This is a genomic window from Halobacteriovorax sp. (genome assembly GCF_048381875.1).
GTDB lineage: Bacteria > Bdellovibrionota > Bacteriovoracia > Bacteriovoracales > Bacteriovoracaceae > Halobacteriovorax_A > Halobacteriovorax_A vibrionivorans.
Window position 1 is genome coordinate 558,313 of record NZ_JBLXBP010000002.1, and the last position, 22,568, is coordinate 580,880.

Here is a 22,568-nt window from a genome sequence, read left to right on the forward strand (position 1 = left end):
CTAAAATAACTCGACGCTACCTAAAGCTCCATTATCTTTAATTTGTAGGATTTTGAGGGCATTAAGGTAGCGTTGTAAACTTCCAATATTACTCTCTTCAATCGTATCTCTCATAACTTTATAAGCTAATCCTGTGAACTCTGGTGACTTGAATAATCCTTCAACATCAGCACTTGCCCATAGGTAGCGAGATAATGCATTCTCAACTTCTCCACTTGGAGAATATAGAATTCTATTTAGTTCAGAAAAGATTTGCTCAGGACTAAGTCCGTCAAAGCTAACGCCATGCTTATTCATAAATTGAATAATAGCGCGGTCACTTTCGAGGTTATTATAGATTCCAGAGATTGCCTTTTCTTTAACTTTAGCAATCATCTTTTCCACTTCAGCTACTTCCTTCTTACTCATCTTAGGAAGAGCCTCTAGTACTGAAACTTCAAGTCCACGATATAAATCACCTACTGTCTCGGCCATTAGAACTCTTTTAAGACCAAGTGTTTCTCTTGCAGTTCTTCTTGCCACTTCAGAAGTAAGCCTAGCTCTAGCTGTAAAGATCTTTCTCATTAAAACACCTTCACCGATTGCAGAGATTACTGGAACTCTTCTTCCAAAGAACCCACCAGTATGAGGTGCCCCTTGAACTAAGAGATATGGAAAGTCTCTCTTTCTAAGAGGTATTTTAATAAAGATATCAGTAAGAGTGTCTGCATTCTTAGAGATATATTCTACTAGCTCACCTTCTGGTAATCTTTGTAACTCATCATAAATTCTTAAAAACTCTCGACGGCTTTTTGCAAGATTAGCTGTATTTTCATTCCATGCATGCACAATCCAGTTAGTCCCTTTTAGATACTTACCTTCAGCTGCTTTTCTTAAGCGAAGTCTTGCTCTAGCTGCTTTTGAAGAATTTCTAAACATCGACTTATTCAGCCTTTTTACATAGCTACTCATGTAGTGTCTCAATTCAAGAGGACTTCCGTTAAATAGTTTTGCAACAGTTTGTCCAAGCGCTCTATCCACATCAGCATAACCTAGATCGACAACAACATCACTTGTGTAACGATAGATTCCACCATTAGATTTTGTAATGGCCTCTTCAACACTATTTACGATATTGCGAATACCTTTATTATAAGTAGACTTTGATAATCTTCCTGCTTTATAGCTTTCTTCAATTTTATTCATCTTCTTAAGTGTTGCTTCAACAAATTCTTCATCTAGATCTAAATTCTTTAAGTTGTATGCAACATCATCCATTGTCTTTGCAGAAAGCATATTCTTAAATACATCACGATATTTCTTAAGGCCTAAAACAAGCTTAGCAAATTCAACTTCTGATTCATTTACGATAACTGAAGCATCTTTACCTGATTGCTTTAGTGATTCTTTAATTCCTAACTTTGAACGGTTTCTAACGATTGATTTTAAAGACTCTTTAAAAATCTTCGATCCTACAGATATACTTCTTGTTAGAATTGAGATCATTGAAATTGTACCAATTACTTCAAATGCAACGGCCATCCATCCTTTTGCTACATTTTCAGCAGCATTTGAATCAGTGAATCCAAGGTCGGCCATCTCACCAACATAGTCCTCACTACGATCTGCTCTACGCTTTGCTTTTGTTTCTAGTCTAATTGCATTTGCCTGCATTCCAAAACCAACAGTACCAACTCCTGCAATAGCAATTCCACATAGTCCACCAGTTAAAACAGTACATGATCCAGCTGCTAGAACGGCCCCCATTCCAAGAAGGAATCCAAAAACACCATTAAACATTGCCCATTTTTCATCACTATTCCAGTCTCCCATACGATCCATTAGTTCTTTAGGAACTGCTGGGATTCCAAGAAGCTGATTAAGCTGATCTTGAACTTTTACTGTCGCATAAAAGTTTTCTTTTAAACTATCAACATCATCTTCTTCGATTTGACAGAAACGGTTAAGCTTACGATATGTCTCTTGTTGACGCTCAAGTGCCGATCTTTTCAAAATATCTTTATAAACTGGAGTCTTTAGATCCATATTTAGTTTTAAAAAACTATGTACTAATTCGTAGTCATCAAAGATATCGATAGTATGTGGACGAGATTCAAATATAGCTTTTCTTTCCTCGTGAGACTTTGCTGCAAGAATTTCTTTAAAGAATGCGACTTTTTCAACATCTTCTTCTAAAAGACGATTATCGATATCTTCTTGTGTTTGATATAGTAAGCGACCCTCAACTGCCTTATGTGCAGCGTCTTCAATTTGAGAACGCTCTATTGTAACTTTGTTTGATAGTCCTTCAATTGCTTCATATGCTTTCTTACCTGAGTGTAATTCAGCAGTCATAATCTGAGTTGTATCTTTATTATATTCATCAAAGATATCATTCCATAATTTCTTATACTCATCTTTGCCTAGATTTCTCGTTAAGAAGTTTGGTGTTATCACCTTATCGGCCATAAGCACTTTAGCTGCCTCATCTAGGTTTTCGATATACTTCTTCATGTTATTGTTAAAACATCTATAATCATAGTCAACACGCATCCCACGTGATGTTTTTCTCATTGTCTTAACTCTACCATTCTTAATACTCTCAAGTTCCTCTCTTGCAATTAAGTAACCTAAACGTACTTTTGCTAGTGGATTAAGGGCCTGCATTTGAGCAATAAGATAATCGTATTCATTAGTTATAAGTTCAGGAAATACTCTGGCAGTCGATCTTAGATAGTTAAAGATCTTAGCTAAAACCTGATAGCTTTCTTTTGTCTTTGACTGATCTAGACGTGAAACTGGAATATACTTACCATCAATCTTAAGAGTCTCAATATATTCAGCAACTCTTTTTAAGATATTAGTCTGTCTTGAAACACCTTTACATAGATTTCCAGGTTTTCTGTAGCAGTAACCAACCATCATCATATTATGGCGTGATCCTATTTCGAAATTTTTATCATCTAAGAGCTCTACTGCTTTATCATGAAGAGTATTCAATCCCCAGTTTCTATATCCCTCATTTGCGTAAAGTGATGGGAAATCTACAATGATTGTATTAGACTTTAGCTGAGACTTTACATTCTCACTTATGATGTCTTCAATTTTCTCAGTTCTAGCCTGGGCCATTTTCGAAGCGATATATGGAGATGCATTAATTGCTGATGGATAAATCTGCTCAACATACTTTTGATCTCCTTCAAAAATATCAACTTCAATTGTCTTATTTTCTGGAACAGATCCCGTAATATCCTTAAATAAAGCGATATCTTTAGTTGTAACATCTTTTGAAGTACGTGCTCTTCCCTTATAAGAATAAACTTTTTTCATATATACAGAAGATACTTCAGGCATCTTCATTTTCATGAATTTCTCATATGCTAAAGCTTCATCAAAACCAGCTTTTAAGCTTCTACGATAGAAGTCCTTAGCTTCCTTACCTTTAGCTGCTCTTAAAAAGTTCTCAATAGATGTAGATGAAACCATTGTTTCGGCCATTGGATTTAGCTGCTGAGCTTCTTTGACACTCATTAGTTCAAGATTCATCTCATCATAAGCAAGTCCAGAATTCTTAATTAGATTATCAAGGTATGTCTTAGCTACAGATTCATCTACTTTTAGCTCTAATAGATGAGGCCAATCACCGTTAACCTTATTACGACAACTCTTTGGAATAACAACATGATTCTCTTTTGACTCAATCATGATGTCATAATTTCTAATTTGTGTTGCCATCATTTGAATTGTTAAAATACGAAGTGCTCTAAGATAGTTCTTACCACTTGGAGATTTATTAATAATTACGATATCTCTTTTAAAGTTTTGAAAAGTATCAAGTTCTAAAGTTACATCACTTCCTTCAAAATTTACTTTAAAAAAGATCTTATCTTTCATTTCTCCATTAACAAGAAAACTATATAGTTCTGTCTCTTCTTCAATGAAGTCTGTCGTCAACTTTGGTAGGATAGTATTGATATCAATACTACTCATATTGATAAAAGGAGTTAATGAAACCTTTACATCATGTAGACCTTTTACAAATGAATCGTTGTAAGCAAGAAGTAATTCTTCTTTATCAGCATAAGCTTCATTCGTTTCATTAATAAAGTCTTCTACCTTTGCTTTAAAAGACTTTGCTCTTTCAAAATATTGAATTGCTTTTCTTGCATATCCTTGAATATAACGTTTTTGGCTACGATTTGGAGAATCACCAACTTCGATTTCAGAAATAACTTTTGAGATATCAGTAAAAAGGCTCTTACCTCTTCCCTCATCTTCTTTTTTCTCTTCAGGTCTTTCTTCTTGGATATAATCCCTTACTCCACAAGAATTCTTCTTTAAAGAACCAAGAAACGTAATGAAGTCATTCTCTTCACCAGTCTCACCTTGTGACTCATTATCATTTTGCATTCTAAAGGCTTGCTCATAGGCCGACAGTTCTTCTTCAGAAAGTTCAGACGAGATATTCCCTCTCAGTTCTTTCTTTACCTGGGCAAGCTGCGCTTTAAGATCTTCTAAATCGATATAGCTAGCAATTTGTCTCGTATTTTCAATAGTTTGAGCAAATGCCATCTGAAATGAACAAAGAGAAATAATAAAGAATGTCACAAGTTTTTTAAATACCATGGGTATATAAGAGCAATATGAATGCCAAAATCTCTTTAGTGAATAGACATGATTTCAAGTAGATACGACTGAAGAAGTGTTCAAACTCTGAACACTGTGTAGCTATATTGCTTCATTGAGTGCAAAGTACATCGTAAAGACATCTTCACGCCCGTAGGCCATGTCAATTCGCATATTTAGATTTTGTTTCGGTAGAACCTTATAGCGAATCCCGCTAATCCAAAGCGAGAGGATAAAATACTTTTAAAATAATACTTATACTCTCCTTCAAAACGTAACATATTTGCACCTTCAAACACCTTACCTGTGTATCCTCTTGGGCCACGGGAACCAAAATTATAATTGTAATTAGGATTCGTATCACCAAGATTGAAGCTTGAGTCATATATTCATGAGAATAAATGCCCATTGTCTGAGAGAGAGAAGTATTGAGATAAAGAAGCGTCGATCGTTGTTATATTATCATCTCCTCCTAGATCCTTGCGATAAAAACTAGTTCTTGTATTTAAGTAGAAACCATCTGTAGGAGAGAAAGTATTATCTCTAGTGTCATAGAATAAGTTAAACTTGAAGCCAGTATTTGAAGTACCTAGAGGAGCACTTCCTTCAGATGTAAAAATGACCTCATTCCAAACTGCTCCAAAGCCTAGAAATAATTGTGTACCAACCGCACCCATGGCCGAATCATTTGTTGTTACTTTTGCGAATGCACCAAGTATAGAGGGAGGTACGTTCACATCTTGATTTTTATATTTTCCACTATTGGCATCAAAGAGATACATTCCGATTAAGCTGAGTCCTAGCTTGGTGCTAGGCATATATGAAGGGCCAGGAACAAGTACAAAATTTCCTTTTTGTGAATCATTGCTCACTTTTTCAATGACCTTTTGTGCACGTTGCGATTCTTGAGCAAAAGTCATAGAATTGAGAATAAGTAAAAAGAAAATACAATACTGTAATTTCATGTGAGTAGACCTATGTTGAAAATAATATCTTTATTTCTTATGACAAGCACTTCTATCTATGGAAATGATATCAGTTTTTACAAAAGCATCTTTCCTAAGATTTCTAAAGTTAAGAAAATTAAAGTTGAAGATAAAATCAGTGAGAACCCTATTAATACGACTATTCAGGTCGCTTTCAATAAAGAGGGTAAAAAACTTGGTTTCATAAGAGAAGTAAATACAACAACAGGATGTAATAGCGCATGCCTTCCTGTTATTTTCACACTATTTTACAATACTAAGTATGAGTTTTTAAAATTAAAATCTAAAACTGGTTTAACAAAGAAACTCCATAGGCCAATGACGGAAGATGATATTAATCGCCTTCACCTATTACTTGGAATCAATCCACCAATTTTCAAGACTGTTAAGCATCCAACAGATATGACAGATGCTCTAACAGGAGCAACAAAGCCACAATATGTTGATGCCGTCGTAAAAGAGGCTGCTTATTCCACTTTAAGAATTAACACTTACAATCAGGATACTATTTCTCAACTAAAGAAGCTGGCGTTATAAATTTAACTTAGCATTAAATAAAAAGGGAGCTGGAAGCTCCCTTTCTTTACTATTGACCTCTTAGGTCTTTTCTTAAAATTTTTCCAACATTTGATTTTGGAAGCTCATCTCTAAACTCAATGAACTTTGGTCTCTTGTAACCCGTTAAGTTCTCTTTACAGAATGCCATTAACTCTTCCTCAGTAAGAGACTGATCGTTTTTAACAACAAAGAGTTTAACAACCTCACCCGACTTTTCATTTGGTACACCAACAGCTGCACATTCAAATACTTTAGGATGAGTAACGATAATTTCTTCTACTTCATTTGGATAAACATTGAATCCTGAAACAAGAATCATATCTTTTTTACGATCAACAATTTTGAAGAAACCTTCTTCATTCATAACACCAATGTCACCTGTCTTAAAGTATCCATCAGTAGTCATAACTTTAGCTGTCTCTTCTGGACGTCCCCAGTAACCTTTCATAACTTGTGGACCTTTAATACAGATCTCACCAACTTCACCTGCATTTAAAGTATTTCCATCGTCATCTTTAATACATGCATCAGTTGATGAAACAGGAAGACCAATCATCCCATTGTAATCTTTAAGGTCCATCGGATTAATACATGCTGCTGGAGAAGTTTCAGTTAGTCCATAAGCTTCGATTAGAGGAGTCTTAGTAACTTCCTTCCATCTTTCAGCAACAGCACGTTGAACGGCCATACCACCACCAAGAGTTAACTTTAGGTGAGAGAAGTCGACTGTTTTAAAGTCTTCATTATTTAAAAGTCCGTTAAAAAGAGTATTTACTCCAGTAAGTGCAGTGAAGTTCCACTTCTTTAATTCTTTTACAAAACCAGGAATATCTCTTGGGTTAGTAATTAAAACATTTAATGCTCCAATCTTTGAGAATGTGAAGCAGTTAGCTGTTAATGAGAAGATATGATAAAGCGGTAGAGGTGTAATAATAATCTCTTTTCCTTCTTCAACTACTGGAGAAATCCACTCACCTGCTTGGCAAAGGTTTGCCACAATATTTCTGTGAGTTAGTTCTGCACCTTTTGAGACACCAGTCGTTCCACCTGTATATTGTAGGAAAGCTAGATCAGAATTAATGATCTCAGGTCTTTTGTACTTAGACTCGTCACCTTTATCAAGGGCCTCAAGAAATGACTTAGCACCTGGAAGATCCCAAGATGGAACCATTTTCTTAACATGCTTAATAACAAAATTAACTAGAAGTGATTTTGGAAATTTAAGCATATCACCAATTTGAGTTACAAGTACGTGCTCAATTGGAGTATTTTTAACAACTTCTGCAAGTACAGATGCTGAGTTTTCAAATATAATAATCACTTTTGATTGTGAATCAGTTAACTGATGCTCAAGTTCTCTTGCTGTATAAAGTGGGTTTACATTTACACAAACCATACCTGCGCGAAGAATACCAAATAGAGCAACTGGATATTGAAGAATATTTGGCATCATGATGGCAACGCGATCACCCTTTTGAAGACCAAGATCATTTTGTAGGTATGAAGCAAACTTCTTTGATAAGTGATCAATTTCACCATACGTAAGAGTTTTACCCATACAATGAAATGATGGCTTCGAAGCAAACTTCTCAAAACTCTCTTCTAATAAAGAAGGAATTGAAGCGTACGATTCAGGATTAATTTCTTCAGCTACACCATCTTGATAGTGTTTTAACCAAGGCTTTGTCACAGCAAAACTCCATTTGTTAATAATTAATAATTTTAAAGTACATTTTATTGTATTTTAATTTTTAGCTACTTACAATAAGCATTCTGTACGCGCGTTGCATTATCTCATACATATTCACAAAAGTTCTTGAAGTAATAAATTTTATTCGATATAAGAATGACCGTTTTGCAAAACACCACACACACATTAGGCCCCCTGAATTAGGGGCCTTATCTTTAAACCAAGCCTATGAATGACGCAAAGAAAGATTTCTATATAAATAAAGACGGAAACACTGTCTTTACTGAAGAGTTTCACTTACGTCGTGGCTACTGCTGTGAAAGTGGCTGCCTTCACTGCCCTTATGGCTTTAATGACAAGCATGATAGCGCTAAAAGTGACGTCCCTCACGAGCTTCGTCGCCAAACAGAGATCACAGAAGTCTCAGATGAAGAGATGGCCGAATACTACCTAAATAGCATCGAAAAGATTGAAGAAGCTGAATAAACTTTAGACAGATGTCTGAAAAAATCACAAAATCACCTAGCTAAACACCTGAAATTATAGACATTCATCTTGGCATCCTCTGTGCATTATAAATAGTGTTTAAAACTTGGAGGAAAAATGAAATTACTAAGCATTCTCGCACTTACACTAATTCTAGCTCAGTCTACAATGGCAGCAAAGCCAGAGATTAACTTTAAGTGTTCTTCAAAACGCAAGAATATTGAATTTCAAATTAAGAACAACCTTATTAAGACTGAAGGTCGTATGCCGGCCCAATCAATTACTGGTCGCACTAGCAAGGTTGGAAACTCTGTTACGAATCACTACTCGATGGGTGGTCAGAAGTTTCAAATTCACTTTGATGACATTACTGATTCAAACGAAATGAATACTTATATTTCAATTAGAACTGATAAAGGTCACGAGGTAACTTACCCACTAAATTGTGAGGCTTTATAAAAGATTAAACCTGCTTAACAACTAATACTTGTGAGTCTGTCGTTGCCTTCAAGATGGCAGACTCAATATCTTTTAATACGGCAGTCTGATATTTCGACAATGAGGTTCCATCAATCTCACACTCTCCATCTAAAACCACAACAGAACTAATTCCATTTAATGAAAGAACACTTTCATCATTGGCCTTTAAGATTTTTAAACGGGCATTAAAATATTTATTACTTGTAAGTAGTCCACTTTCCTCTAGATTTTTATATTGGAAGTGCTCTGGGATATTCTTTTCAAGTTCAAAATTAATAACATCCATGGCCTTTTTCACATGAAGCTCTCTTGGATTTCCATCAAGTCCTACTCGATTCCAATCCCACACTCGATAAGTGACTCCAGAGTTTTGTTGAACCTCAACAAGAGTTACACCACTTCCAATAGCATGGATTGATCCAGCAGGGATATTAAAGAAGTCACCTTTTCTAACATTATGAAAATTTAAAAGTTCATTAACGTCTTCATTATTTTCAATGGCCGTTTGTAATCTTTCTTTAGTGACACCGTCTTTTAAGCCGAGATAAATCCCAGCATCATCTTGTGCCTCTAAGATATACCAACACTCATCTTTTCCTAGAGCATCTTCATGGATGTGAGCATATTCATTATCAGGATGTACTTGAATAGATAAATTCTGAGCAGTGTCGATAAATTTAATAAGATATGTTAATTCTTTGCCTTCCAGATCATCTTTTAAACTACGACCTGATTCACAATGAGAAAGTCCATTTTCAAGAGTCGAGACTTCCCAAGTCTCACCTAATGGGCCATCAAAGGACTCGCCTTCTTGAAGCTTAAACTTTTTTAACTTTTCACCACCCCAAACAGTGGTCACTAAATGTGGAAGCTGCTTTAAAATCATATAGATATCCTACCAACACTACCTTAACTATGCTAGCTTTACCTTTATTAATAAGGTTTAAATATACGCGTCAGACTTTTTGTCGATATGATAAATCATGGCAAAAAAGCACTCAAACCGTATGGAAATTCCAATTATAACTCTTCCCAATATTGTGTTTTTTCCGGGGACATCCCTTCCTCTATATGTTGTAGATGAAATCTTTCAGGATATATTTGAAGAGGCAACTTGTGCTGGAAATCCGATTGGAATCTCCCTTGCAATGGAGAAAGATTTTGAAACATACTTCTCTTATCCTTGTGAAATTCTAGGTTACGGAAAACCTCTTATGATTGAGAGAGTCGATGGTAATACCTTAAAAGTATTAATGCGATGTACGGGAAAGTGCCAAGTTAATTATCCCACCCAATCTAGTCCCTACCCTGTCTACAATGTAACGGTATTAGAGGATGAGCATTCTATTATGGGAAATATTGACGACTTTTATCGCCTTGAAAATATTCTCTTTAGCTGGCTTGATGTTAATATCACTGATGATCGAGACCGCGACCACTTTATTGAGACTCTTAAAACCCCACACCAAATCATTAACTACGTTTCAACGTTTATAATAAAAAGTCGAATTCTCAGGCAGATGTTACTTGAACAAAAAAGCATTAATGATCAGATCAAAATCCTAAATTCATTAATTACTGATGAACATAGCTTTCAAGAAGATCCTATCGTGGCCCAAGCATATAAAGAATTTATTAGTGAAAAACTTCAACTCAAACAGGCAAATTAAATTATCTTTCTTAAACTAGAACTAAAAGAATATTTAATAAGGCCATCGCACTTGCTGTAAAGAATGAGAGAGTAAAATTATCATCGATCTTAGTTGAAAGTAATTCAATAATAGCGGTAGCTACTCCCGTAAAGAAAGCAAAGATGACAATTTTTAGACTTAGAGGAAAATAGAGCATCCCATATGTTGCCACAACTAAGAACGTCATAATAAAACACGCATACGATCCCTCAAATGTACGATCTTCTAAAACCTTTCTCTTTCCATAACGTATTCCTACAAATGAAGAGGCAGGATCAGCTAGAGAAAGAATAATCGTTGCCAATAAAGCAATCTGTTCATCAAAAGCAAGAAATGAAAGACCTATTCCCAACAGAAATAGTGGTGTTCCAGTAAAGCCGTTAACTTCAGAATCTCTTAAAACACTGCGACATGCATTCACAAATACCTGATTAAGACCGTCAAATTTCAGACGCAATATTTCGATCAAAGTGAAAAGAGCACTTGCTCCCAAAACAATATAAGAAAATAAAAGAGAATCAATATTTGTCAGAAGATAAATAAGGACTATTCCTAGTCCTGAAATGATGTGGACTAATTTTCTTAATATATGTGGTTCAAACTTACTTGGGAACCGATAAATACTTTCCATTCATTAAATATATAATTTTAGAAAAATAAAATAAAGACCTTTTCGAGGCTTTTTAATTTTGGCTATAATGAAGAAAACTTAAGTAGCGATACAAGGATGTATTTTGAACAACTTAAATAATACACATAATAATTCTAATTCTCACCTAGCAGATGCTGGTAAGTACTTAGGTGCATCAAATAACGGAAAAAAGATTTGGGCCATTGGTGGTGGTAAAGGTGGCGTAGGTAAAAGTCTTGTGACGTCAAACCTTTCAATTTGCCTTGCACTAATGGGGATGAAAGTCATTGCCATTGATATGGATCTCGGAGGAGCAAACCTCCACACTTGCCTTGGTGTCAGTGTTCCATCCAGAACTCTTAGTGACTATTTCACAAAACCAAATACAAAATTATCTGATTTAATCACACCGACTCCATTAGAAAACTTAAGCCTAATCAGTGGAGCACAAGATAATCTTGGTATGGCAAATCTAAAGGCCGCTCATAAGTCAAAGGTTCTTAACGACCTGCGTGAACTTGATGCAGACTATATTCTACTGGATCTTGGAGCTGGAACGACAAATAATACTCTCGACTTCTTCTTAGGGGCCGATGAAGGAATTCTTGTGACTCTGCCAGAGCCAACTTCAATTGAGAATACTTATCGTTTTATAAAATCTATTTACCATAGAAAACTTCAATCAGTTGATGACTTCTTAGAGCTTGGTCCATTGATTGATAAGGTAATGAATGGAAAAGTTGGCGAAAATCGCAAGCCATCAGAGATTATAGAAAAGGCCATGCAAATCAATGAGCAACAAGGCCTAAAGCTAAAAAGAGAGATAGAAAGTATCACTCCAAAGCTCATAATTAACCAAGCTAGAACCCAAGCAGACATTGATATTGGGTTTGCCATGAGAATTATCTCAAAAAAATATTTTGGTATTAATTTAGATTACGTTGGCTTCCTTGAATACGATGCGACTGTATGGCAAAGTGTTAAGAAGAAAAAGCCACTTATACTTGAGTTCCCGAACTCATCACTTGTTAAGAATTTTGAGCATGTAATCAATCGTATTCTTAACCTGACAAAGAAGATGGTATAAAAATGACAACTGAAAAGAATTACTATGAAGTATTAGAAGTAGCACCAAATGCTTCAGCAGATGAGATTTTCAAAGCCTACACAACCGCTAAAACTGCTTATAGTGGAGATAGTATTGCACTCTATTCACTTCTATCTGAAGAAGAGGCCCATAAGGTTCTTGAGCTTATCGAAGAGGCTTATAATATTCTAAGTAATCCAACAAAGAGAAAGAAATATAATCAAGCTCGAGGAATTGTTGTGGAAGATGAAACGAACTTCATGGCCACATCAAAGCCAAAAGAAGAAAAAGAGACTGAAAGTCAGGTCATGAGTCAGATGAATAAGCTTGTGGCAAAGAAGCGCTACGGTCTTGAATACGAGCAAGATACAGAATTTGAAAAAGAAATTGAGCAATGTTCTGAATATACCGGCGAATTCTTAAAAAGAGTTAGAGAATACAAGAAAGTTGATATTGCTCGTCTTGCAGATATGACTAAGATTTCTAAAACTTACCTTCAATATATTGAAAATGAAGATGTTGAAAAAATGCCAGCGATAGTCTATGTCAGAGGCTTTGTTTATCAATACGCTAAGGTTTTAAAATTAAACCCAGACCTTGTTGCCAACTCTTATCTGCAAAGAATTAAGGCCCTCAAAGAAGCAAAGTAATCTATGAGTGATCAGGCCAATTCTTTTGTTATAACTGTTACACAAGAAGACCATGATGAGTTTAGTCGTCTCGATCAAGTTCTGGCATCAAAATTAGAGCAATCAAGAAGCTTTCTTAAAGAACTATATAAGAAAGGCGCTATTACATCTGAAACAAAGATTGAGTTAAAGAAGATGCCTCCTGTTGGAACGCAAGTTTACGTAGACGTTCCACCTCCTCGAGAATCAACTGCAAAAGCAGAAGATATTCCATTAAAGATTCTCTTTGAAGATGAGCATCTGGCAATCGTTGTAAAACCTGTTGGAATGGTTACCCACCCTGCCCCAGGAAATTATACAGGAACTCTTGTTAATGCGATCCTCCACCATTGCAAAGATATTCAAGGTGTCGGCGATGAAAAACGCCCAGGAATCGTTCATCGTCTCGATAAGGGAACAAGCGGTGTAATGGTTGTAGCAAAGACACAAAAGTGTCATGAAGGACTGGTTAATTTATTTCAGGCCCATGATATCGATCGCTACTATGAGGCAATCAGTATAAGTGCGAAGCTTCCGCCAGAAGGAAGGCTTGAATCAACAATCGGTCGCCATCCTAATAATCGCCTTAAGATGGCCGTTGATGTTCGCAATGGAAAAAAGGCCGTAACAAATTTTAAAGTACTAAAATATTACCAAAATCTAAGTCATGTGGAATTAAAGCTTGAAACTGGACGCACACATCAAATCCGCGTTCACTTAAGTCAGCTTTTAAACGGTCATATTCTAATGGACCCTCTTTATGGGGTACCAAAGAACGACTTAAAGAAAGTTGATACTCGTCTTAGAGCAATTATTAAGGATTACGAGCATCCATTCCTCCACGCAAAGATCTTAGGCTTTGTACATCCTATTACAAAAGAGAAGCTCTACTTTGAAGAGCCACCACCTCCAGTCTTCCAAGAAGTACTGGATTTTTTGGAGTCTGAATCATAATGACCAATCGACTTTATCAAAAACAAATCGGTGAATATCTCTTTGAAACCTATGACGATAGACCTGAATTTGAATTTGATGAAGTAAAGCAGATTCACTCTTCCAACATCGCAAAATCACCAACAAATGAAAAAATCGAAGCAGATGGCCTCATTAGTTCACTCACCTTAGCAACTCCTTTGGCCATTAAAACTGCCGACTGCCTTCCTATTGTCGTTATTGGTGAGTTGGGAGTAGCAAATCTTCATGCCGGATGGCGTGGGCTGGCCCAAGGTATCGTTATCAGTGATGATATCAAGGCACTTAGGCCACATACTTTTCTCATTGGCCCTCATATAAGTGCTAAGAATTACGAAGTTAGTGAAGAATTTAAACAAAACTTTCCTAATTCAAATGCCTTTAAGATGATAGAAGGCAGGCTGTGCTTTGATATGCAGCAAGAAGTCGAGGATCAAATTAGAAAAAACTTTATGAGTGCTCAAGTCATTTGTGCCAATATATGCACATTTGCAAATCTCAACTATAATAGTTTTAGAAGAAATCAAACAACTAAGAGAAATTACAATATTTTAAAAAGGAATTAAAATATGAATGACAGTTTTTTAAACAAATTAAGCTTTAATAAAAAGATCCTATTCTTTGTAACGGGTCTTGTTATGTTTGTCTTATCAATCTATCTGACAAACCACTTCTACCAAGTAAAATTCCCAACAGGGTTTGGGGCCGCATCAGCTTGTAATATCAATTCATTCTTAACTTGTGATGCTGCGACTCTTTCTCCTCTTTCAAATATTGCAGGAGTTCCAATTTCAATATTCGGTATCATTATCGGTGCCATGATTATGTTCTTTTACATGGTTAATAAGAAGCAAGCAGAAGGTGGACTCTTCATTCTTCTTCTACTTAATGGAATTGGTTGTCTCGTTCTCTTCATCTACTCTCTTGTAATGCTTGGAACTTTATGTCCATTCTGTACACTTTACTATATCGCCTCATGGGCAGCTCTCTATATGATGTATAAGAATGATGCTTCTCGTGACTTTGATGTGAAATTCTTTGGAATAGCTATTCTATGTATGGTTATTAGTGGTGCTATTGCATATAGCTTTACTAGCTCAAAAACAAAGAAGTCTTCAGCAAGAAGTGCTCAAATTGTAACAATGTTTAAAGCGCTAAAGAGTATGGGAAATCCAACGAACCCTTCTCCATATCGCCTAGCTTCAGCAACTGAAAAATTTGAAGATGCACCTATTCAATTATCTGTATTTTCAGACTTTCAGTGTCCAGCATGTAACGCTCTAAACCTAGTACTGCCTAAGATTGAAGAGAAGTATCACGGTAAGATCAATATTCAATACTTCTTCTACCCACTTGACCACAACTGTAACGATGGAATGCAAGGACCACTTCACCAATTAGCATGTCAGGCCGCTTACCTAGCAAGTTGTTCAGGAGAAGAGAAATTTAAGTCAGTTCATGATGAGATTTTTGAAAATCAACAAAACCTTTCTCAAACATGGATTGATGAAAGAGCAAAAGAGCTTGGTGTTACTGAATGTATGGCAAAGCCTGAAACTAAGCAGCTTGTTGTTGATATGATCAATCAGGCCAATACTTTCAATGTACAATCAACTCCAACTCAGTTAATTAATGGTGTAAAGATTGAAGGTGTTAGACCTTTAAGTGACTACACTGCGATCATGGATCACCTTTTAGAGAAAGCTAAAAACTAAGTATGAGTAAAAAGAAAAAAGAAAAAATTATTCCTAAATATACAGTGGGTCCAATTGAGACCCACTGTCATCTCGACTACCTTAAAGGCCAAGAGTTAATTGATACATTAGAAAAGTGCCAAGAATATGGTGTTGACCAAATTGTGACGATTGCTGTTTCTCCTAGCAACTTAAGTAAGGTCAGAGAATTAACAGAGAATAATATTGTCTTTGGAACTCAAGGGATCCACCCACACGAGGCCAAAGAGATTACACCTGATACATACGAAGAAATAAAAGCAAATATCTCCCATGAGAAAATCGTTGCAGTTGGTGAAATTGGACTTGATTACTACTACGAATTCTCAGATCCCAAAATTCAAAAAGAAGCATTTGAAAAACAATTACAAATTGCTGTTGATAGTGACATGCCAGTTGTTATTCATACTCGTGAAGCAGATGAAGACACAAAGGCCATTTTAAAAAACTTTTCTCAAACATTGAAAAGAAAGGGAGTAATTCACTCCTTTACGTCGAGTAAAGAATTAGCTGAGTTTTGTCTCTCAGAAGGTTTTAACATTGGATTTAATGGTATTGTAACTTTTAAGAACGCTCAGAATGTTAGAGATGTTTTAGATATTGTTCCACTAGAGAAACTTCTTCTTGAAACAGACTCTCCTTATCTAACTCCTGTCCCATTTAGAGGACGAGAGAATGCTCCATTCTACTTACCTTGTGTTGCTGACTACATTGCAAAACACAAAGACATAGATGCTCAAGAATTAATTGAAATTGCAAATAAAAATGCCAAAGAATTATTCTATAAATTGACTTAAGAAATCATTTGAAATTCCATTTGCACAACGAAGAATTTCATCCTCATCTTTTAAATGGAAGCACTTACTTTCGATACGATACTCTCTGTCACATAAAGAATCAGTAAACTCATCCTCAACACCGGCTACATCATTTATCCAACATGCGGCATGATAAGTTAATGCATATAAGGTGGCATACTTTCCTTCAGCACAAAAGCCGAGAGAAGCCGATACGATGGCAGCAATCTTTCTTTTACCGTTTACATCAACAAAGATTGGTCCCCCACTATCAACATAGCAAGTATCCGTTTCTTTATTTCTCATATCTAAATAATTAAATGAAGTTCCGTATACTGGAATTTGCGCCTTTCTCTTTTGTCCGTAGCTAACATCATCATGTATTTCTTCATAAGGAAGAAATCCCAACTCTCCTGTGTATCCATAACCAACAGCTGTTGTTAAATTTCCAGGACGAAGATAATTATAAACATCCACAGGATTTGTAAGCAACGAGTAGTAGCGAGGAATTCTAAGTGGGTTCCAAAGTTCTAAGATAGCAAGGTCTACAGTTCGCACATCTGCTAGGTTTTCAATTGGGCCACCTGGAAATTGAAATTTTACAGAAGGATGGATAAACGCTTTTTTAACTGAGTATTGTGCATTTAATTTATAATCTCTTGTATTAGATAAATCTTTACCGGCTCCCGTATACACCTTAATCGTATGGGCCTTTTTACTCTCTAAACAATGAGCTGCTGTAAGGATATGATTTTGAGAAAGTGCTACTCCAGTACAGAATGCTTTTCCTCTTCTAACGAGGGCCACTACACTTTCATAGTCTTTTGCACCAACTAGCTCTCCACCAACAATGGCAAAGCTAGATGCAGTAAAAATAAGATATGTTAAAACGACGCGAATAAGCATGACACTTCATAGCATATGGCCGAGTAAAAAGCTACGATATTAAAAGAGTTATGTTGTGACTTTAGTCACATCTGGAGAGCGAAATACTTGAAATAATGAGATAAGTTCCCGTTTTCTCTTATTCATGAAATTTTGATCTAGAATCGATGTGATTTCCTGATAGATCTCACGGTGCACATCACTGGCCTCATCAATTTCCGTATGGCCTTCTGACCTAAGAATATTAACAACATCAGTTTTTTGGTGATCACGCGCGACATTTGGGCCATCGTTAAAAATAAATGAGCGATCAAGGATATAGTTTAAATTCTTATCAACATTATTTGGAATGATATCATTATCAAAGCCTATAGAATCGAGAGTCACGAGTAGATCAACTTTTCGAAATCCACCTTCAATACTATTTAGGCGATTTGCTAAATTAACAACAGCATCTCCACCAAGTGAGTGACCAACTAAGACAATAGGCTCATTATCACCTCGTCTCATAATCTCCTCAAAGACTTGATCTTCATCTTGCCAACTAACAAATTCAGAATCAGAAAGGGACTTAGCGATATCCTCAAGTCCACCTTTTGAATTCAATGTTGAAAGGTGAAGCCCTTCTAGGAAATAGATAGCAGGCTTATTTATTGGTAATTTTGCATCTAAAGCATCTTTAAGTTCTTGGGCCTCACTAGGTCCATTACTCACTGGAGCACCAGCTGCTGACTTTGCAATCGTCGCCACAGCATCCACGGCCAGCTTCTTTCCTGCCGAGGCCAACGCAACAGCATCCTCAGATATCGATGCCTTAGCAGCAGTTTCAGCAATATCACCTACTTTCTTTGCCACTTCCTTAGCGGCCTCTTTTAACTCAGGAGCTTTTTCTTTGACGACGTTCTTAACACCCTTGTCGTAATCCGCTTTGGATTTATAGTGAATAAGTTTTGATGTGCTTTGATTATTGGTCTGCATTAGTAAAATTATACAGCGCTCACCACTTTATTGGGCAGTGAGCAAAAACGTCGCATATCCTTAGAAATATGTGCTTTCAGTAGGCAATCCCTCCTGATTGTGGCATATTACAGGGGAATTTTATTTTAATAATTAAGTACAGGAGTCAGGTATGTCTGGAAAAATCAGAATTGGTATCAATGGTATGGGCCGTATTGGTCGTACAGTTCTAAGAGAAATTTTTAATCGCAACATTGAAAACTTAGAAATCGTTGCTGTAAATTCTCCAGGTGATATCAACGACTACGTTCACTTAATTAAGTACGACTCAGTTTTTGGTCGATTTGATGGTGAAGTAAGTGTCGATGAAGCACATAAAATGCATGTTAATGGAAAAGAAATTTCTTTTCACAAATATAGAGACCCAAGTGAGATTCCTTGGACTCAAGACAAAGTTGATATCGTAATTGATGCTACAGGTGTTTTTAAGGATCAAAAGTCTCTAATGAAACATGTTACTGGATCTGTAAAAAAAGTAATCCTATGTTGTCCAGGTAAGGATGTTGATAACACAATCGTAATGGGTATCAATGAGAATACATACGATCCAGAAAAGCACACAGTTGTTTCAAATGCTTCTTGTACAACGAATTGCTTATCGCCAGTAGCAAAAGTTCTTAACGATAAATTTAGTGTCATCAATGGTCACATGACTACTGTTCACTCATATACAGGGGATCAAAATATTCTTGATGCTTCACACTCTGACCTTCGTCGTGCACGTGCAGCAGCTGTTTCAATGATTCCAACAACAACAGGTGCAGCAAAAGCTGTTGGTCTTGTTATTCCAGAACTAAAAGGAAAATTAGACGGTTTCGCAATCCGCGTTCCAACTCCAAATGTTTCTCTTGTTGATTTAACAGTAAATCTAGAATCAGAAGTTACAGAAGAAGAAGTAAACGCTGCTCTAAAAGAAGCGAGTGAAACTTCAATGAAAGGTATCCTAGGTTTTGAAACAGACCCACTTGTATCAGTAGACTATATGGGGATGAGAGAGTCTTCATGTGTTGATGCTTCACTAACGAAAGTTATTGATGGAAAGAGCGTTAAGGTTGTTACTTGGTATGACAACGAAGCTGGTTTCTCTAATCGTGTTATCGACCTTGCAAATTTCATCGGAAGCCAACTTTAAGAATTAGGAAAAACTATGGCATTACAATTTATTGACAGCATTGATGAGTCACAAATAAAAGACAAAAGAGTTCTAGTCCGCTTTGACTTCAATGTTCCATTGAATAAAGAAACGAAAGAGATTACTGATTCAACTCGAATTGATTATGCTCTTGAAACAATTAAGGTCATCCTAGAAAAAGGTGCTTCAAAATTAATTATGATGTCTCACCTAGGCCGTCCAAAAGGTGAAAGAAATGAAGAATTCTCTCTTGAGCCTGTTGCAACTTACCTTGCTGATAAGCTCGGAGAAGAAGTAACTCTTACTGAATCTTGCCTAGATCGCGGTATTAAAACTCTACTTAGTCTTAATTCAAATAAGATTATTCTTCTTGAGAACCTACGTTTCCATAAAGAAGAAACTGAAAATGACCGTGAGTTTGCACGTAAACTTTCTGAATATGCAGACGTCTATGTCAATGATGCCTTTGGTGCTGCTCACAGAAAACACGCTTCAACTTATGGAATAAATGCTTTCTTTAAGAATCGTGCATATGCAGGACTTCTTATGAAAAAAGAAATCGAGGCCCTAACAAAGATCACAGAAAGACCAGAGACTCCTTTTGTAGCAGTCGTTGGTGGTGCAAAAGTTAGTGACAAGATTAAAATTATTGAAAGACTACTTTCTAACGTATCAAATCTTCTTATTGGTGGGGCCATGGCCTACCCTTTCCTAAAAGCAAAAGGAAATGAAGTAGGTATATCTCTTTGTTCAGATGAAGACGTAAGACTAGCAAAGAAGATTCTGTCACAAAAAACAGCACATAAAATCGTTCTACCAATTGACCATTTAGGATCAACTGAATTTGGTGGGAAGCCACAAGTAATTGATAAAGTTGGTATTCCAAACGATCTTATGGGACTTGATATCGGAGAGCAAACTTCAGCTAAATATTCACAAATACTTTCAGGTGCTAAGACAATTCTTTGGAATGGCCCAATGGGTATTTTCGAAAATGAAGACTATGCTGGTGGAACACTTTCCATTGCAAAAGCTTTAAGTGAATCAGATGCCTACACACTAGTTGGCGGTGGTGATTCTGTAAGCGCAGTTAATAAGTCAGGACTTGCTGATAAGATGAGCCACGTTTCAACTGGTGGCGGAGCTTCTCTTGAGTTTATTGAGAAAGGTAGCCTTCCAGGAATTAGTGCTCTAAAATTTGGTGTTGAATAACTAAGAAATAATAAGGGATGAAATATGACTGAGAGAACGAAGTATATCGTAGGAAACTGGAAGATGAATCAAAATACGCAAGACGTTATCGCCTTCTTTGATGCCATCGACAGCACTAAACTTCGTCACGAAGCATGGATTGCTCCACAAGCAATCCACATCCCTATTTGCCTTCAAAATACAGATGACTTCAAAATTGGTGCTCAAAATTGTGCCACTGAAAATAGTGGAGCTTTTACAGGTGAGATCTCACCTGCTTCACTAAAAGATATCGGTGCAGAGTTTGTCATTATTGGCCACAGTGAAAGACGCTCAATTTTTAAAGAAGATGATCAAACACTTAATAAGAAAACAAAGCTAGCTCTTGAAAATGACCTATTTGTTATCTTCTGCATTGGTGAAACACTAGAAGAAAGAGAAGCTGGAAAAGTTGAAGAAGTTCTTGCAACACAACTTGCCCAAGGTTTAGCTGGAGTTTCAAGCGAAAAAATAATTATTGCATATGAGCCAGTTTGGGCAATTGGAACTGGTGTAACTGCTAGTCCAGAGCAGGCACAAGAGGCCCATGCATTTATTCGCCAATATATTAATGAAAACCTCTCTCTTGATGGAGAGAAAACATCGATTCTCTACGGTGGATCTGTTAAGCCAGCAAATGTAGAAGACCTCCTATCTTGTAAAGATATTGATGGAGGCCTTGTAGGTGGTGCTGCCTTAAAAGCAGACAGCTACTTAGGATTACACGTTTAGTAAGATAAAAGCTTAGTAAACTCTCACTTTCATTTCTTCTGAATCATTGCAACTTAGCTCATCATAAGTTACTAAGTCTTCATGCCCTGGAACTGTTCCCCTTGGTAAGTAGAGATTCTTTGTTATACCTAAGATTTCTCCATCAGGTTTTGCAAAGACTCGCCAATCAGTTCCCCATTCAGAATTAAAATCAAATTCTCCTAAATATTGCTTATCATCTGAATAATGAATCATGCTATCAACATGTAGTTTTAAATCACGACGTGAAATATCTGGGTGATATGGAAGATAGAAATTAAACTCCTGACGATCACCAGCTTTTCCCCCTGGAAGAATTTTTAAAATTCTTTCATTGTTTCTAATAGCAACTGGAGCCGAGTCCTTCTCTAAGATTCTCACTCCGCTTACATAGAAGCCATCTTCTTTACCGCATCGAAAGTACTTATTAACCGTCAGGTATTCTCCTGAAGCATAGAAGTCACTACGAAATAGAATCGAGTTTATCAAACGATCAGCTTTCTTCTTTTTTAAGAAGAATAAGCGCTTCTTAGCATAGCCAAGAGAGCCAACAGAAGCTTTTAGAGATTCCCTTAATCCCTTTCGAGCATCAATCTTTTCTTTAAATGAATGAGTCATTAGGTTTGGATTGTAGCGGTAATGTCCCTGGCGATAAATTTCTCTAAGGATTCCATCTGCATCGCAACCAACAAGTCCAAGAAACCTTAAATTTGGATGTACTGATTTAAATAACTCCTTAACATCCTTTCCGTTAATACTTAAAACTGCTCCCGTATTATTTGAGCCCGTCGTGTACTGATTTGTACCAGCAGCATGAGATGCCCAAAAGACAGCAATATTATTTGGATTGTGAAGTTCTCTTCGCAATTGATGAAAGTCAACAGCGTGTTTTACGACGATATTGTAACCAGATCTTCTAAAGTGCTTTTTGAAAATCTTTTCTAGTTTACCATCGATTTTCCAATCTTTTGGACGATACCAAATTCTTGGGGTTTCAAGTGAAGTTAATAAAACGACGTTTGGTACTGTTTCCTGAGCATATGTGAACTGGGCAGAAAGAAACGTCAAAACTGAGAGTGACAAAATTAATATAGTTTTCATGGCCAAGAAATTATCACAAAAATATGAACGCACAGGCCTAAGAAAACTTAATTTCAATTGTTAATATTT

At 36.3% G+C, this 22,568-nt stretch carries 20 protein-coding genes and 1 pseudogene; 13 read left to right on the forward strand and 8 right to left on the reverse strand.

Features of this window, described 5'->3' with window-relative positions; genetic code table 11:
- The gene (locus ACN5L8_RS06950; RefSeq protein ID WP_419172702.1) at positions 1-4,605 is read right to left on the reverse strand and encodes a hypothetical protein; all 4,605 of its coding nucleotides are present in this window, start codon (positions 4,603-4,605) and stop codon (positions 1-3) included.
- 389 nt (positions 4,606-4,994) lie between these two features.
- On the reverse strand, positions 4,995-5,570 hold the full coding sequence (locus tag ACN5L8_RS06955) for a BamA/TamA family outer membrane protein (RefSeq protein ID WP_419172703.1): 576 nt from the start codon (positions 5,568-5,570) through the stop codon (positions 4,995-4,997).
- Positions 5,571-5,609: 39 nt separating this feature from the next.
- Here ACN5L8_RS06955 and ACN5L8_RS06960 point away from each other — a divergent pair, with 39 nt between their 5' ends.
- On the forward strand, positions 5,610-6,128 hold the full coding sequence (locus tag ACN5L8_RS06960; protein ID WP_419168827.1) for a hypothetical protein: 519 nt from the start codon (positions 5,610-5,612) through the stop codon (positions 6,126-6,128).
- A 49-nt stretch (positions 6,129-6,177) separates the two neighbouring features.
- Here the strand turns inward: ACN5L8_RS06960 and ACN5L8_RS06965 are convergent, their stop codons facing one another.
- Positions 6,178-7,839, reverse strand: a complete 1,662-nt coding sequence (locus tag ACN5L8_RS06965; protein ID WP_419168828.1) for a long-chain-fatty-acid--CoA ligase — start codon at positions 7,837-7,839, stop codon at positions 6,178-6,180.
- A 228-nt stretch (positions 7,840-8,067) separates the two neighbouring features.
- Here ACN5L8_RS06965 and ACN5L8_RS06970 point away from each other — a divergent pair.
- Together ACN5L8_RS06970 and ACN5L8_RS06975 are read left to right on the forward strand one after the other, a co-directional pair.
- Positions 8,068-8,208, forward strand: a pseudogene (locus ACN5L8_RS06970) (DUF5522 domain-containing protein); the annotation flags it as partial.
- A 234-nt stretch (positions 8,209-8,442) separates the two neighbouring features.
- Positions 8,443-8,784: a hypothetical protein gene (locus ACN5L8_RS06975; RefSeq protein ID WP_120404202.1), complete on the forward strand. Its 342-nt coding sequence runs from the start codon at positions 8,443-8,445 to the stop codon at positions 8,782-8,784.
- 4 nt (positions 8,785-8,788) lie between these two features.
- Here ACN5L8_RS06975 and ACN5L8_RS06980 read toward each other — a convergent pair whose 3' ends face one another.
- Entirely contained in the window at positions 8,789-9,691 is a 903-nt protein-coding gene (locus ACN5L8_RS06980; protein ID WP_115361721.1) for a type I phosphomannose isomerase catalytic subunit, read from the reverse strand.
- A gap of 97 nt (positions 9,692-9,788) precedes the next feature.
- Between ACN5L8_RS06980 and ACN5L8_RS06985 the strand changes: the two genes are divergently transcribed.
- A complete protein-coding gene (locus tag ACN5L8_RS06985; RefSeq protein WP_120404201.1) occupies positions 9,789-10,475 on the forward strand; it encodes an LON peptidase substrate-binding domain-containing protein in 687 nt (228 codons plus the stop codon).
- 10 nt (positions 10,476-10,485) lie between these two features.
- Here ACN5L8_RS06985 and ACN5L8_RS06990 read toward each other — a convergent pair whose 3' ends face one another.
- Complete coding sequence (locus ACN5L8_RS06990) at positions 10,486-11,127, reverse strand: diacylglycerol/polyprenol kinase family protein (RefSeq protein WP_115361725.1); 642 nt, start codon at positions 11,125-11,127, stop codon at positions 10,486-10,488.
- 103 nt (positions 11,128-11,230) lie between these two features.
- Between ACN5L8_RS06990 and ACN5L8_RS06995 the strand changes: the two genes are divergently transcribed.
- From ACN5L8_RS06995 to ACN5L8_RS07020, 6 genes are read left to right on the forward strand one after another with little or no spacing between them, the layout of a single operon-like run.
- Positions 11,231-12,214: a P-loop NTPase gene (locus ACN5L8_RS06995; RefSeq protein ID WP_419172704.1), complete on the forward strand. Its 984-nt coding sequence runs from the start codon at positions 11,231-11,233 to the stop codon at positions 12,212-12,214.
- A gap of 2 nt (positions 12,215-12,216) precedes the next feature.
- Positions 12,217-12,864 carry a helix-turn-helix domain-containing protein gene (locus ACN5L8_RS07000; protein ID WP_115361729.1) on the forward strand — a complete coding sequence of 216 codons (648 nt, stop codon included), beginning with the start codon at positions 12,217-12,219 and terminating at the stop codon, positions 12,862-12,864.
- Positions 12,865-12,867: 3 nt separating this feature from the next.
- On the forward strand, positions 12,868-13,836 hold the full coding sequence (locus ACN5L8_RS07005) for an RluA family pseudouridine synthase (RefSeq protein WP_419168829.1): 969 nt from the start codon (positions 12,868-12,870) through the stop codon (positions 13,834-13,836).
- Entirely contained in the window at positions 13,836-14,420 is a 585-nt protein-coding gene (locus ACN5L8_RS07010) for a polyphenol oxidase family protein (RefSeq protein ID WP_419168830.1), read from the forward strand. The genes ACN5L8_RS07005 and ACN5L8_RS07010 overlap by 1 nt, the downstream gene beginning before the upstream one ends.
- A 3-nt stretch (positions 14,421-14,423) precedes the next feature.
- Positions 14,424-15,569 carry a thioredoxin domain-containing protein gene (locus tag ACN5L8_RS07015; RefSeq protein WP_334678840.1) on the forward strand — a complete coding sequence of 382 codons (1,146 nt, stop codon included), beginning with the start codon at positions 14,424-14,426 and terminating at the stop codon, positions 15,567-15,569.
- Positions 15,570-15,571: 2 nt separating this feature from the next.
- On the forward strand, positions 15,572-16,384 hold the full coding sequence (locus tag ACN5L8_RS07020) for a TatD family hydrolase (protein ID WP_334678839.1): 813 nt from the start codon (positions 15,572-15,574) through the stop codon (positions 16,382-16,384).
- On the opposite strand, the gene ACN5L8_RS07025 is transcribed toward ACN5L8_RS07020, so the two are convergent.
- Complete coding sequence (locus ACN5L8_RS07025) at positions 16,364-17,290, reverse strand: S1 family peptidase (RefSeq protein ID WP_115361739.1); 927 nt, start codon at positions 17,288-17,290, stop codon at positions 16,364-16,366. The genes ACN5L8_RS07020 and ACN5L8_RS07025 overlap by 21 nt on opposite strands.
- A gap of 48 nt (positions 17,291-17,338) precedes the next feature.
- A complete protein-coding gene (locus ACN5L8_RS07030; RefSeq protein ID WP_419172705.1) occupies positions 17,339-18,247 on the reverse strand; it encodes a hypothetical protein in 909 nt (302 codons plus the stop codon).
- A gap of 151 nt (positions 18,248-18,398) precedes the next feature.
- Between ACN5L8_RS07030 and gap the strand changes: the two genes are divergently transcribed.
- Genes gap through tpiA form a run of 3 tightly spaced genes read left to right on the forward strand, consistent with a single transcriptional unit; the run spans position 18,399 to position 21,380 of the window.
- On the forward strand, positions 18,399-19,418 hold the full coding sequence (gap, locus tag ACN5L8_RS07035) for a type I glyceraldehyde-3-phosphate dehydrogenase (RefSeq protein WP_115361743.1): 1,020 nt from the start codon (positions 18,399-18,401) through the stop codon (positions 19,416-19,418).
- 15 nt (positions 19,419-19,433) lie between these two features.
- Complete coding sequence (locus ACN5L8_RS07040) at positions 19,434-20,630, forward strand: phosphoglycerate kinase (RefSeq protein WP_120404196.1); 1,197 nt, start codon at positions 19,434-19,436, stop codon at positions 20,628-20,630.
- A 24-nt stretch (positions 20,631-20,654) separates the two neighbouring features.
- Positions 20,655-21,380, forward strand: coding sequence for a triose-phosphate isomerase (gene tpiA, locus ACN5L8_RS07045; protein ID WP_115361748.1), 726 nt, complete (start codon positions 20,655-20,657; stop codon positions 21,378-21,380).
- 12 nt (positions 21,381-21,392) lie between these two features.
- On the opposite strand, the gene ACN5L8_RS07050 is transcribed toward tpiA, so the two are convergent.
- On the reverse strand, positions 21,393-22,499 hold the full coding sequence (locus ACN5L8_RS07050) for a hypothetical protein (RefSeq protein WP_419172706.1): 1,107 nt from the start codon (positions 22,497-22,499) through the stop codon (positions 21,393-21,395).
- Between the last annotated feature and the right edge of the window lie 69 nt (positions 22,500-22,568).

Excerpts from the sequence above, each read along its gene's own strand:
- ACN5L8_RS06950 (WP_419172702.1), bottom strand. The coding sequence starts at position 4,605 with ATGGTATTTAAAAAACTTGTGACATTCTTTATTATTTCTCTTTGTTCA.
- ACN5L8_RS06955 (WP_419172703.1), bottom strand. The coding sequence starts at position 5,570 with ATGAAATTACAGTATTGTATTTTCTTTTTACTTATTCTCAATTCTATG.
- ACN5L8_RS06960 (WP_419168827.1), top strand. The coding sequence starts at position 5,610 with ATGACAAGCACTTCTATCTATGGAAATGATATCAGTTTTTACAAAAGC.
- ACN5L8_RS06975 (WP_120404202.1), top strand. The coding sequence starts at position 8,443 with ATGAAATTACTAAGCATTCTCGCACTTACACTAATTCTAGCTCAGTCT.
- ACN5L8_RS06980 (WP_115361721.1), bottom strand. The coding sequence starts at position 9,691 with ATGATTTTAAAGCAGCTTCCACATTTAGTGACCACTGTTTGGGGTGGT.
- ACN5L8_RS06985 (WP_120404201.1), top strand. The coding sequence starts at position 9,789 with ATGGCAAAAAAGCACTCAAACCGTATGGAAATTCCAATTATAACTCTT.
- ACN5L8_RS06990 (WP_115361725.1), bottom strand. The coding sequence starts at position 11,127 with ATGGAAAGTATTTATCGGTTCCCAAGTAAGTTTGAACCACATATATTA.
- ACN5L8_RS07000 (WP_115361729.1), top strand. The coding sequence starts at position 12,217 with ATGACAACTGAAAAGAATTACTATGAAGTATTAGAAGTAGCACCAAAT.
- ACN5L8_RS07005 (WP_419168829.1), top strand. The coding sequence starts at position 12,868 with ATGAGTGATCAGGCCAATTCTTTTGTTATAACTGTTACACAAGAAGAC.
- ACN5L8_RS07010 (WP_419168830.1), top strand. The coding sequence starts at position 13,836 with ATGACCAATCGACTTTATCAAAAACAAATCGGTGAATATCTCTTTGAA.
- ACN5L8_RS07015 (WP_334678840.1), top strand. The coding sequence starts at position 14,424 with ATGAATGACAGTTTTTTAAACAAATTAAGCTTTAATAAAAAGATCCTA.
- ACN5L8_RS07020 (WP_334678839.1), top strand. The coding sequence starts at position 15,572 with ATGAGTAAAAAGAAAAAAGAAAAAATTATTCCTAAATATACAGTGGGT.
- ACN5L8_RS07025 (WP_115361739.1), bottom strand. The coding sequence starts at position 17,290 with ATGCTTATTCGCGTCGTTTTAACATATCTTATTTTTACTGCATCTAGC.
- ACN5L8_RS07030 (WP_419172705.1), bottom strand. The coding sequence starts at position 18,247 with ATGCAGACCAATAATCAAAGCACATCAAAACTTATTCACTATAAATCC.
- gap (WP_115361743.1), top strand. The coding sequence starts at position 18,399 with ATGTCTGGAAAAATCAGAATTGGTATCAATGGTATGGGCCGTATTGGT.
- ACN5L8_RS07040 (WP_120404196.1), top strand. The coding sequence starts at position 19,434 with ATGGCATTACAATTTATTGACAGCATTGATGAGTCACAAATAAAAGAC.
- tpiA (WP_115361748.1), top strand. The coding sequence starts at position 20,655 with ATGACTGAGAGAACGAAGTATATCGTAGGAAACTGGAAGATGAATCAA.
- ACN5L8_RS07050 (WP_419172706.1), bottom strand. The coding sequence starts at position 22,499 with ATGAAAACTATATTAATTTTGTCACTCTCAGTTTTGACGTTTCTTTCT.